At 42.8% G+C, this 11,106-nt stretch carries 7 protein-coding genes; all 7 read right to left on the reverse strand.

Annotated elements, in window-relative coordinates; genetic code table 11:
• Positions 1-76: 76 nt before the first annotated feature.
• The 7 genes from B2400_RS16365 to B2400_RS16395 all read right to left on the reverse strand — a co-directional run bounded on the left by B2400_RS16365 (position 77) and on the right by B2400_RS16395 (position 10,701).
• Complete coding sequence (locus B2400_RS16365) at positions 77-4,645, reverse strand: efflux RND transporter permease subunit (protein ID WP_293935010.1); 4,569 nt, start codon at positions 4,643-4,645, stop codon at positions 77-79.
• 17 nt (positions 4,646-4,662) lie between these two features.
• Positions 4,663-5,769, reverse strand: coding sequence for an efflux RND transporter periplasmic adaptor subunit (locus B2400_RS16370; RefSeq protein ID WP_293935013.1), 1,107 nt, complete (start codon positions 5,767-5,769; stop codon positions 4,663-4,665).
• 111 nt (positions 5,770-5,880) lie between these two features.
• Positions 5,881-6,246 (reverse strand): hypothetical protein, encoded by a 366-nt coding sequence (locus B2400_RS16375; RefSeq protein ID WP_293935015.1) that lies wholly within the window; start codon positions 6,244-6,246, stop codon positions 5,881-5,883.
• Between the two features lie 72 nt (positions 6,247-6,318).
• Positions 6,319-6,498 carry a cbb3-type cytochrome oxidase assembly protein CcoS gene (ccoS, locus tag B2400_RS16380; RefSeq protein WP_149525241.1) on the reverse strand — a complete coding sequence of 60 codons (180 nt, stop codon included), beginning with the start codon at positions 6,496-6,498 and terminating at the stop codon, positions 6,319-6,321.
• 10 nt (positions 6,499-6,508) lie between these two features.
• Positions 6,509-8,905: a heavy metal translocating P-type ATPase gene (locus tag B2400_RS16385; RefSeq protein ID WP_293935018.1), complete on the reverse strand. Its 2,397-nt coding sequence runs from the start codon at positions 8,903-8,905 to the stop codon at positions 6,509-6,511.
• A gap of 10 nt (positions 8,906-8,915) precedes the next feature.
• On the reverse strand, positions 8,916-10,280 hold the full coding sequence (hemN, locus tag B2400_RS16390) for an oxygen-independent coproporphyrinogen III oxidase (protein ID WP_293935021.1): 1,365 nt from the start codon (positions 10,278-10,280) through the stop codon (positions 8,916-8,918).
• Position 10,281: 1 nt separating this feature from the next.
• Positions 10,282-10,701 carry a lactate dehydrogenase gene (locus tag B2400_RS16395; protein ID WP_149525238.1) on the reverse strand — a complete coding sequence of 140 codons (420 nt, stop codon included), beginning with the start codon at positions 10,699-10,701 and terminating at the stop codon, positions 10,282-10,284.
• Positions 10,702-11,106 lie beyond the last annotated feature (405 nt).

Below are 11,106 nucleotides of genomic sequence, written 5' to 3' on the forward strand. Positions count from 1 at the left end.
GGTGCCTTTTTAGACACCTTCCTTGTCTTTTGGAGAAATCTGCATTATCTCCAACCATCTATTTTATTTTACCTATTTATTTCCATCCACCACCAAGGGCTTTATAGAGAACTACTTGATTAAGCATTTTCTCTTTTAGGATGTCGACTTCAGCAACTTGAGCGACAACCAGTCCTTTTTGTGCGGTAATGATGTCCAGGTAGGTTACCCGGCCTGCTATGAAAAGTTCTTCAGCGACCTGGATCGATGACTCCAATGCCGCTACTTGCTCTTGAACAAAATCTTCACGGTTCTGAATTGCTCCGTGGGTTTTCAATGCTAACGACACTTCGTTTACTGCATTCAACACCACTTTCTCGTATTCCAGGAAGCTGATTCCATAGGAAGCTTTCATGGTTTCGTATTGGGATTTCAATTCGCGCTGTCTAAAGATTGGTAGCGTCACACCTCCAAACAAGCCGTAAGTCACGGATTTATCGATGCTAAACAATTTGTCTAAGCTAAAGCTCTGCAAGCCTAGATAAGGGCTAATAGCGACGGAAGGCAAAAATGACAAGCGCGTACTTTCCAATTCATGGAAATCAGCTTTCAAATCCAGCCCTGCTTTTCGGATATCGATCCTATTATTGAACAGGTCTTCGAGATTTCCAACGGATAGATCAGCGAACAGCAAATTCTCACGCAATTGATTATTAGAACGCACAATAGGCTGATATACTCTACCGATTAGGGAATTGATCTGGTGTTCATATGCCAAAATCTCCTGCATCGCATTTTCGCGTCCTGCTTTCGACTCCGCTAATATGGATTTAAATTGCTGAACCGCTAACTCATCTGCACGCCCGGCTTCCTTTTGCGCCTGCACGATCTCCAAAGCACGTTCATGAAGATTGATATTTTCTTCGTAAACCTTAATCTTTTGGTCTAAGCTGATTAGTTCGAAGTAAGCCGAAGCAATACTACTGATCAGTTCCGTCTCCATCAAGCGTTTCAACTCACTTTCCGACATCAGCTGCATAAATGCTGCCTCTCTCCTATTTCTCAGCTTCCCCCAAAGGTCGATCTCCCAAGAAGAGCGCACTCCGACGAAGTAATCCGGAATAAATGGTTCCGGTAGCTTCTCATCGTCCGTTAGGTTTTCGGAGAAATTAGAATCGTAGTTACCGATTCCCGATTCCGTATAATGCCCATATTTTCGTAAGCCCGCTTCGACCGCTGCGTCAATTGAAGGATAAAGCGAAGATTTGCGGAACCTGAAATTCGCCTGAGCTTTCTCGATACGCAAGATCGCTTGTCGCAGATCTCTATTGTTCAAGAGCGCAGAATCTACCAGGGATATCAAATTTGCATCGGTGAATACCTCACGCCAAGGCAAGTTTGCGACATTGGACGAATCAGTCAATACCTGCTTTGCCTCTGTATTCGATCTTTGGTCGATCTCCGGGCTGCTCGTTTGTTTAGGTACCGAACATGAAGAAATAAACAACAAGATAACCATCGCAACAGTTGCTTCTTTCAGACGCTTTGGTTTCTGCTTTTCAGCTTTCTTTTTTCTACGCGAGAAGAGAACTACCAGTCCAGGAATTACCAGAACACCCACAACAGTTCCGATTACCATTCCTCCTACTGCAGCCGTACCTATTGTACGGTTACCGATGGCACCGGCTCCCGATGCTAACATCAATGGAATAAGTCCGGCAGCGAATGCAAAGGATGTCATCAAGATTGGGCGAAGACGTGCCACGGCCCCTTCGATAGACGCTTCCAAGACATCCATTCCCTGCTTGCGTTTCAGGTTTGCATATTCTACGATCAGAATCGCATTCTTACCTAATAGACCAATAAGCATGACAAGAGAAACCTGCGCATAGATATTGTTTTCCAATCCGAATAACTTCAAGAAAATAAATGCTCCGAAGATACCTGCAGGCAAACATAAAATTACCGGCAATGGCAGCAAGAAACTCTCGTATTGCGCACATAACAGTAAATACACGAAAACAAGACAGAGCAAGAATATATAAGCCGCCTGATTACCGGAAATTTTCTGCTCGCGGGTCATTCCTGACCATTCAATTACATAACCCTGTGGCAATTCAGCGGCGATGCGCTCAACTGCTTCGATCGCTTGTCCAGAACTGAAGCCTGGTGCTGCTTGACCGGTCACCATCGCTGATGTAAACATATTATAACGTGTAATTTGCTCAGGGCCGTAGATACGCTTCATTGTCATAAACGAAGAATAAGGCACCATCTCGCCATCAGCGGTTTTCACGTAAAGGTTTAAGATATCCTCCGGGCGCTTTCTGGAGAAGGCGTCGGATTGTACCATCACCTTATACATCTGTCCGTATCGGATAAAGTTCGTTGCATATTGACTACCCAATAAGGTCTGCAAGGTACTCATGGAGTTTTCTACAGAAATACCCTTTTTCGCCGCTAGATCATAATCAATTTCGAGCATATATTGTGGGAAGTTCACGTCGAACGTTGAGCTGACACTTTCAATGACCTCATCTTCCGTCAACTTCGTCATGAAATCCTTCACCACTTTATCTGTCGCTGCCAGATCTTCATTACCCGTTCTATCAAGAACGCGCAGCTCGAAACCGGATGAGTTACCGAAACCAGGAACTGTTGGCGGCGGGAAGAATTCGACTTCCGCATCAGCGATATGCGCTGTTTTCTCACGAAGCACGCGCATAACATCATCGACGGTCTGGTCTCTTTCTTTCCATTCCTTTAAGTTAATCATACCCATACCATAAGAAGCACCAGACACTTCCGTTACGATACTGTAACCCGCAAGGATAGAAACCGTTTCCACGACATCCATTTCGCGCGCTAAAGCATCCACTTCGTTCAATACAGCTTCGGTTCTATCCACCGTTGCTCCCGGCGGCGTAGTTACCGCAACATAGATCATCCCTTGGTCTTCCGTAGGGATAAATCCTGATGGCAATATTGCCGCAGATCCCCACGTCAACACAAACATGATTGCTAAAGATGCCAGCGTAATGACACGGCGTCCTGCTATTTTACTTAAAGTACCTTTGTATCCACCACTGATACGGTCGTAAACCCGGTTAAAGCCTTTAAAGAATTTATCCAACCAGTTATTGCTAGGTTTTTTATCGTGTGGTGATTTCAGAATAATAGCACATAGCGCCGGCGTTAATGTCAATGCATTGATACCCGAGATAACAATCGCAGCTGCTAAGGTCAGTGAGAACTGACGATAGAAGATCCCGACAGGTCCGTCCAAGAAGGCTACCGGAACGAATACTGCAGACATGACTAGCGTAATTGCGATTACCGCAGATCCCACTTCGTCCATTGCAGCAAGTGTAGCGTCCATCGGCGAAAGATGTTCTTCTTCCATTTTCGCATAGACGGCCTCGACGACGACAATTCCGTTGTCGACGACAATACCAATTGCTAATACGAGCGCAAATAAGGTCAGTAGGTTAATGGAGAATCCCATCATCTGCATAAAGAACAGCGATCCGATCAAACAGACAGGCACTGCCAAGATTGGGATGACCGTTGCTCTAAAATCCTGCAGGAAGATGAATACCACTAAAAATACTAAGATGAAGGCCTCGACTAGCGTAATCAATACACTGGATATGGACGCGTTCAAGAAACGAGAAACGTCATATCCCATAGTATAAGTCATTCCCGGCGGGAATGTCGCGCCTTTCAGCTCTTCCATTCTGTCTTTTACACGTTGGATTACTTCCTGCGCATTGGATCCAGGAAGCTGCTTCAACATGATGGATGCCGATGGGCGGCCATCCGTTTCGGATACCATTTCATAATCCAAGGATCCAAATTCTACATCGGCGATATCCTTCACGCGAATGATAGATCCATCCACATTGGCACGGATAGGAATATTCTCATATTCCGAAACCTCGGTAAATTTACCAGGATAGCGGAGTACATACTGCTGCATGTTGACGGTTTTATCTGAGCTTATTCCTGTTTGTCCAGGAGCTGCTTCGATATTTTGTCTACGCAGGGCAGTTACTAATTCTTCCGTAGAAATAGAATATGCGGACATACGGTCAGGTCGTACCCAAATACGCATGGCATAATCCTTCATTCCCATAATCTGCGCGAAACCCACCCCTTCAATACGCTTTAACTCTTTGAGGATATTGATATCCGTAAAGTTGTAGATAAAACGTTCATCAGCCGTTACATCATCCGTATAGAGGTTTAGGTACATCAACATACTATTCACCTCTTTTTCAGTAGTTACCCCGGCCTTGATTACCTCTTCGGGCAATTCATCGAGCACCGTGGTCACCCTGTTCTGCACGTTTACCGCAGCAATGTCGGGGTCAGTACCTACTTTGAAGAATACTTGGATTAGGGTCGTACCATTGTTGGTAGATACGGTATTCATATAAGTCATACCTGCTACACCATTGATGGCCTTTTCCAAAGGAATTGCCACGGCGTTGGTACTCACCTCGGCGTTCGCCCCGGTATAATTTGCCGTTACGACTACTGAGGGCGGAACGATATCCGGGAACTGGGTGATTGGCAGGGTAAAGAGCGCCAATAGCCCCAATAGGGTAATAAAGATCGATATGACCAATGATAATACTGGTCTTTTAATAAATTTTTCGAACATGAAATTGCCTTCCTCCTTTAGTTATTTACCATTTTTGGTTTCACGATCATTCCATCACGTAGTGAGTTTACCCCTTCGAAAACAATTTTCGAATCCTTCGGCAAACCATTTTCCACTACATAGTAATGTCCGACACGTTGTCCATTCTGGAAAGGCGTCATTTTTACGGTATCTCCTTTTAAGGTATATACATAAGCTTTATCCTGAATCTCGACCACCGACTTCTGATGAACCATTGTGAGGTTACCCGTCTGTGTTGGCACACCAATTCGACCAGTAGCACCGTGTTTTAAGATTCCATTGGGATTTGGGAATTTAGCGCGGAGGGAAATCGAGCCTGTGCTCGCTTCAAACTCTGACTCAACAATTTCCGCTTGGCCGCGGTGTGGATATAGCTGTCCGTTGGCTAGGATCAATTGCACTTCTTTGCTGAATTTCTGCCCTTTTGCTTCAGGATCTGTCACGATCGCTAAATATTCAGGTTCAGAGATATCAAAATAAACATTGACGTTATTCAAATCTGAGATCGACGTGATGAGTGCCCCTTCATTTAACAAAGAGCCTTCTTTTAGAAGAATACGGTCGATCCTTCCGTCAAAAGGAGCTCGGATTTGAGTATTTGCTAATCGAGTACGGTTTTGGTTCAACACTGCTTCCGCCTCTCTAGCTTTCGCATGAGCCGCACGCAACTGTACGCGCAAGAGTTCATATTCTGTTCCGCTGACGATATTTTTGTCCACTAGTTTCTTAGTTCGCTCCATCTCCAGCTCCACTTTTTTCACTTCGGCCTCTGCACTATTCACAGCTGCTTGAGCCTGCGCAAAATCAGCCTTATACTCTTCATCATTCAATGAGAATAACACCTGTCCTTTTCGAACATGTGCTCCCTCATCCACATATATTTTATTTAAGAATCCCGTAAGGCGCGAACGGAGTTCGACGTTTCTTTGAGACTGTATGTCCGCAATATACTCCTTGTAAATAACGGTATCCATTTGGATTAGATTCGTAACGGGAACTACCTTAGGTTGTGCGGTGGATACTTTTTCATTACTGTTTGCCGTACAAGACGCGGCGAGCAATGCCCAGCCTAAGACAGGCAGTAGCATACGATTATTTTTCATAGCAATTTAAAATGTGGTATATATTAAATAAAATAGAATACAAAAGGACGAGGGGTGTCAACCTTTCGGTGCACCAGTACCAATCCCTAAAAGCGGCTTAAAGGGCAGAAATTAAAATGGGCGGTATCTATACAAAAAACTGTAGTAGCCAGGGAGGCATAGCGTTTTTGAGAGATAAAATGGGTGATCTTGATCTTTGAGTCGATTGATCAATCGTGATAACAGCCAGGTAAAGACCATTACCATAGGCAGGAAGCCTACTAATAATGAAAAAATACGATAATCGTCAAAGATAATTTCCGGTAGAGACTCCGGCAATTCGGAATGGTTGATATTTAAGACTTCTTCCAGTACGACTTCCACGAAGGTTTCGTTCGACTCCTTAGTAGGAAGCCCGAAGTACTCAGTCTGCTTAACCTCATAACATAGGATGTTGAGGTAGCCGAACAATGCCAAGAAATGGAGAAATCTGAACATACGCTGCAAAGATACACAACAGCGTTAGGGCATAACAATGCCTATTGTAAAAAAACTGTGATAGAAAGGCGTTTAAGCCTTCTTTTCTGTCATTTCAGTGTCGTTATCTGCTGGTTCGTCATCGAATAGAATGCGAACAGAGGGGGTATAAGTATCTTCGTGTTGTCCGTTTTTAGCCGCCCAAAAGAAAGCGCCCAGAAAGAACAACGCGATAATGACACTACAACCGATCAGCATAAATATGATGTTCATAAGGACAAATTTAAATTAATTTTCTACGTTTTGCATATGCACGTGTCATCAAACTAGTAAACGAGATGATCGTTACTGTACTTATCGGCATCAGTATCGCTGCGAATAAAGGTGACATTGTTCCCTGTACAGCGAAGCTCAAACCGATCGTATTGTATGCCAGCGAGATCATAAAACTCATTTTGATCACTTTTACGGCATCTTTACTAAACTTAAAGAACTTGGGAAGCTTGTTGAACGATGCACCATCCAAAATAGCATCACAACCTGGTGAGAAGTTATTGATATCGTCGGACACCGCAATTCCTAAGTCAGCCTTTCTTAATGCCCCGGCATCGTTCAATCCATCGCCCAACATACAGACCTTATGGTTTTCTTTTTGCCAATGGTCGATCTTGTTCAATTTATCCGAAGGTGTTTGATTGAACAACAAGCTAGCTTGTGTTGGGAAGATAAGCTTTAGGGCATCTGCACGACGCTCATTATCCCCTGATATCAGATGCAACTGATAATCATTGCCTTTGAGTTGATTTATTACATCAGTCAAACCTTCGCGCCAAGATTGTTCTAGGGTGAATAAACCTTTAACCTGTCCATTAACGCTGATATAAACCACCGAGCCTTCAAAATCTTTTTTCTCCGTTCCGACGAAGCTTGCCGAACCAACTTTCATTTCCCAATCTTGATATACCGCCGCTTGTCCTTTTCCCACTGTTTCGACATAGTTTGAAATCGGCAGTACAGGAACTTCACCCAGCCATTTAATAATCTCTCTGCTTAAAGGGTGGTTGGAGTTACGACAGATTGAGAACAACAGGCTTCTTTCCTGTGCTGTCAACTCGCCTTCAAAATACATGCTCGATACATTGGGTGAAGAAATTGTGCCGGTCTTGTCAAACACAACGGTATCAATAGCGGCCATCTGTTCAATTGCCGCTGTATTTTTGATGTATAGTTTGTTCTTATCGAATATACTGAGCGCGGCAGAAAGCGTAAAAGGCGAACTTAATGCTAATGCACAAGGACAGGCAATAATCAATACTGCGGTGAATGCTGCCCACGCTTTTTCGGCATTTCCTGTAATTCCCCAATAGGCTGCCGCTGAAAATGCGATCAATAGCAATCCGATGGTAAAGTATTTACTGATGTATCCGATGAATGTTTCAAATTTCTTTTCTACTTGCTTAAAACTTTCATTGTTCCATAACTTCGTAAGGTAACTTTGCGAAACCGCCTTCACAACTTCCAGTTCGATCGCTTCACCGATTTGTCGACCTCCGGCATACACGACCTCGCCCAGCACCTTTTCTACCGGCTTACTCTCGCCGGTTACAAAACTGAAATCCACCGCTGCATTTCCTTTTAATAGAATGGCGTCGGCAGGGATGATCTCGTTATTGCGCACCATGATGCGATCCCCTACTTTCAAGTCTGCAATTTGCGTAGGTTTATTGATTTCATTTTCAATAACCGTCACGGCGACCGGAAAATAGGAACGGTAGTCGCGTTCGAAGGATATATGATAGTAGGTACGCTGTTGCACCCATTTACCGATCAGGATAAAAAATACCAAACTACAGAGTGTATCCATGAAGCCTGCTCCGGTTTGCGAAATAATTTCAAATGCCGAGCGGAAGAACAAAACGAAAATACCTAGAGCCAAGGGCACATCTAAGTTCAGACGTTTTTGTTTGAGACTATACCAAGCGGACTTGAAGTAGTCAGAAGCGCTAAATAATAGCACCGGCAGTCCGAACGCGAGATTCATATAGCCAAAGAAACTGGTATATTGACGTTCGAATTCCGCCATTCCGAAATACTCCGGAAAGGAGATCATCATGGAGTTACCGAAACAGAATCCTGCAACTGTAATCTTGGCGATCAGTTTATTCTGATTCACTTTTTTGCTTTCCTTGATTACATCTTGCAATGTAATTTTCGGGTCGTAGCCTATTTGATGTAATAGCTCTACTAAATCGCGAAGTGAAATTTCATTTTTGAAGAAAGTGATACTCGCTTGCTTCTTCATAAAGTCAACTTGAGATGTCTTAACCCCCGGGTTTAACTTATAGAGATTTTCTAGCAACCATATACAAGAAGAACAGTGTATAGCCGGCACGTAGAACGTGATGATCGCCATATTGTCGTCTTGATAGTCGACCAACTTGGCGATAATATTTGGCTCATCAAGGTAGGCTAAATCTTCTTTTTGCGCCTTCTGCGATTTTCCCGGATGGGTATTATATCGGTAATAGCTTGCTAAATTATTTTCATTAAGGATTTGGTAGACTGTTTGGCAGCCCAAGCAGCAGAAGCTATGTTTATCTAAAATATAGGAAGTATCTTCAATTGTGTCACCACAGTGGTAACAATTGGTATCCAGCTTTAATTCATTCCTTACATCCATGGCATTACGACTATATTGCTTGGCTGAACAGGTTTTCTCTTTCTTGAGTTTCGTGTAATCTTACGTCAAATGCCATACACACATTGCGCAAGAAGGATTTCCCTATTTGTGTTATTTCTACTTTATTGTTCGTTACGGTCACTAAACCATCGGCTATCATAGGTTGCAAACGTTTCAGTATATCCTCGTTTTCTGTCACGCTCTCCTTCAATATAACCTTTCCGCGGCACATCATGTCCAAGATATATTGGCGAATATGTGTATCTAGCTCTGTCAATAGGTGTCCTTTCACTACTGGAAGTTTCCCTTCCCCTATTAACGCATGATATTCCTCTACTGTTTTAACATTTTGCGCGAAGCCTGTCCAGGCATCGCTGATAGACGACACTCCCAGCCCAAGCAACAAGGGTGTATAACGATCGGCATAGCCCATAAAGTTACGGTGAAGACCGCCATTTTTCGATGCTATATATAGCGCATCTTCCACTTTTGAAAAGTGATCCATACCTACATCTTTGAATCCCGCAGCTTGGATCATTTCTTTTCCCAGTTTATATAAGTTAAGTTTTTCTTCGCCAACAGGAAGATCATGCTCTGTAAATCGGCGTTGTCCTGGTTTAATCCAAGGCACATGTGCATAACTGTAGAAAGAAATACGGTCGGGATTTAAACGTAAAGAATGTTCAATTGTCATTTTTACTGACTCGGCCGTCTGTAATGGCAGACCATAGATTAAATCAAAGTTGATGGAGTCGTATCCAATTTCACGCGCATCTTTCATTACGCGATCGACATCCTCTACTGTTTGGTGGCGGTTGATGATAAATTGAACCCTCTCATCGAAATCTTGAATTCCTAAACTCAGTCTTTTGAACCCTAAATCATACAGGGTTTTCAAATGATCGTATGTAGTATTTGCTGGATGTGCTTCGAAAGAGAATGATGCTTCTGCAGCCTTTCTATTTCCCGATAGCAATCCGTTGATCAATCTTCTTAAATTTTCTGCCTTAAAGAAAGTAGGGGTACCGCCTCCTAAGTGAATCTCGCTGATTAACAAGGATTCATTACCTAGGATTCGTTTATACATGCTCCACTCCTTTAGCAGCGATTCGATGTATGGTGTTTCTACATTATGGTTCTTGGTGATTCGCGTATTACAACCGCAATATGTGCAGAGGCTTTCACAATAAGGAAGATGGACGTAAATGCTTATCCCATTATGCTTAGAACTCTTAAAGTTTTGGGCTACTCTAAAGCGCCACTCTTGTTCGTTAAAAGCATCGTTTTCCCAAAAAGGGACAGTTGGGTAACTCGTGTAACGAGGTGCAGCAACGTTGTACTTGCTGATCAATTGATTTAAATCTGGATTTTCCATCTTAACTTTGTTTAGTCCTGTTAGCACAGTCCATTCGACATTGGCACGCTTCGCCGGCACATCCCCCTACCATCCATTGGGTTAGATTCTGGATAGTTTGTTTGGCTATACTTTCCATTGACGAGTCAAAAGGAACGTTTGCCACGTGCATTTTTAATTCACCCGCATAATCAAGGTCGATATGATCGGTAGTTTTAGAACGAGTAATCACGCTTTTAACCCCCATTTTGTACAATTCAAATAACATTACACGATCAAGAATATCGCGATCGGAAATCAAAACGGCCTCTTTACCCATTGCAAAGTGGATCGTACTAAAGTTCAGTTCGTTCGATATCAAAGTCAGATCATGGACTTTGGCATTTGCCTTAGCCAAGACTTCCTTCTCTTGATCTAATATATTGTATGCAATCACTCTCATTCCTAAATTTGTAGCTAAGTAGCCCAAAGGTAGGCTTAAAACGAGGATGAACTAGTGAATGGCATCATGTAAAGAAGTGATATATATCACACCAAAGGCATGGCATTAATTCGCTATTGAATGGTACCTGTTACAGTAACCCTAAATTGTGATAAATATCAGTTGCATGAAAAGATATAGATTTTAACCACTTAGTTATCAATATCATACCAAGGATATGAAAAATAATATTTTAAGAACAAGATTGATAAGCGAACGAAAAATAATTAGATGCGGTTTAATATGATTTGATGGGGTGAAATAGATGTTTGTAACAAGAATTTAATTTTTGATTCAGGGGATCGAATGTAGTCTGAAAGGGCGTTTATTTATTAAAAAATTTAGAATCGAGTAGGAAGATAGGGA

Origin of the sequence: Sphingobacterium sp. UBA6645 (assembly GCF_002455685.1) — a bacterium.
In the GTDB taxonomy this organism is placed as follows: Bacteria; Bacteroidota; Bacteroidia; order Sphingobacteriales; family Sphingobacteriaceae; genus Sphingobacterium; species Sphingobacterium hotanense.

What these genes read in the sequence shown, in the direction of transcription:
- B2400_RS16365 (WP_293935010.1), bottom strand. Translation starts at nt 4,645, where the DNA reads ATGTTCGAAAAATTTATTAAAAGACCAGTATTATCATTGGTCATATCG.
- B2400_RS16370 (WP_293935013.1), bottom strand. Translation starts at nt 5,769, where the DNA reads ATGAAAAATAATCGTATGCTACTGCCTGTCTTAGGCTGGGCATTGCTC.
- B2400_RS16375 (WP_293935015.1), bottom strand. Translation starts at nt 6,246, where the DNA reads ATGTTCAGATTTCTCCATTTCTTGGCATTGTTCGGCTACCTCAACATC.
- ccoS (WP_149525241.1), bottom strand. Translation starts at nt 6,498, where the DNA reads ATGAACATCATATTTATGCTGATCGGTTGTAGTGTCATTATCGCGTTG.
- B2400_RS16385 (WP_293935018.1), bottom strand. Translation starts at nt 8,905, where the DNA reads ATGGATGTAAGGAATGAATTAAAGCTGGATACCAATTGTTACCACTGT.
- hemN (WP_293935021.1), bottom strand. Translation starts at nt 10,280, where the DNA reads ATGGAAAATCCAGATTTAAATCAATTGATCAGCAAGTACAACGTTGCT.
- B2400_RS16395 (WP_149525238.1), bottom strand. Translation starts at nt 10,701, where the DNA reads ATGAGAGTGATTGCATACAATATATTAGATCAAGAGAAGGAAGTCTTG.